This window comes from Nocardioides sp. NPDC057767, assembly GCF_042798275.1.
Taxonomy (GTDB): Bacteria; Actinomycetota; Actinomycetes; order Propionibacteriales; family Nocardioidaceae; genus Nocardioides.
On record NZ_JBHVKJ010000131.1, the window covers coordinates 1 to 1055 of the forward strand.

Annotated in this window: 1 protein-coding gene; it reads right to left on the reverse strand. The window is 67.2% G+C overall.

The window, feature by feature from the left end; translation table 11 throughout:
* Window positions 1-1055 (reverse strand): acyl-CoA carboxylase subunit beta (locus ACFVDI_RS28675; RefSeq protein ID WP_378912277.1); only part of this gene is annotated, 1055 nt, incomplete at both ends.

The following is a 1055-nucleotide window of genomic DNA, read 5'->3' on the forward strand; positions in this document are numbered from 1 at the left end:
ACCTCGGCCAGGGTGCGGCGGTGGACGATGTTGGCCGCGCCCTGGGCACCCATGACCGCGATCTGGGCGGTGGGCCAGGCGAGGTTGATGTCGGCGCCGAGGTGCTTGGAGCCCATGACGTCGTAGGCGCCGCCGTAGGCCTTGCGGGTGATGATCGTGACCAGCGGGACGGTGGCCTCGGCGTAGGCGTAGATCAGCTTGGCGCCGCGGCGGATGATGCCGTTGTGCTCCTGGTCGGTGCCGGGCAGGAAGCCGGGGACGTCGACGAAGGTGATGACCGGGACGTTGAAGGCGTCGCAGGTGCGTACGAACCGGGCGGCCTTCTCGGAGGCGTCGATGTCGAGGGTGCCGGCGAACTGCATCGGCTGGTTGGCCACGATGCCGACGGGGCGGCCCTCGATGCGGGCGTAGCCGATGATGATGTTGGGGGCCCACAGCGGCTGGACCTCGAGGAACTCCTCGTCGTCGACGATGTGCGAGATGACCTCGTGCATGTCGTAGGGCTGGTTGCCGCCGTCGGGGATGAAGGTGTCGAGCTCGCGGTCGAGGTCGGTGATCTCCAGGTCGGCGACCTCGTCGTAGGCCGGCGGCTCCTCCATGTTGTTGGAGGGGAGGTAGGAGAGCAGCGCCTTGACGTACTCGATCGCGTCGGCCTCGTCGGAGCCCATGTAGTGGGCCACACCCGACTTGGAGTTGTGGGCGAGCGCGCCGCCGAGCTCCTCCATGGTGATGTCCTCGCCGGTGACGGTCTTGATGACGTCGGGGCCGGTGATGAACATGCCGGAGGTCTTGTCGACCATGATCGTGAAGTCGGTGACGGCCGGGGAGTAGACGTGGCCGCCGGCGCAGTTGCCCATGATCAGGCTGATCTGCGGGATCACGCCGGAGGCGTGGACGTTGCGCTTGAAGATCTCGCCGTAGAGGCCCAGAGAGACGACGCCCTCCTGGATGCGCGCGCCGGCGCCCTCGTTGATCCCGATCAGCGGGGAGCCGGTCTTGATCGCGAGGTCCATGATCTTGGTGATCTTCTCGCCGTAGACCTCGCCCAGCGACCC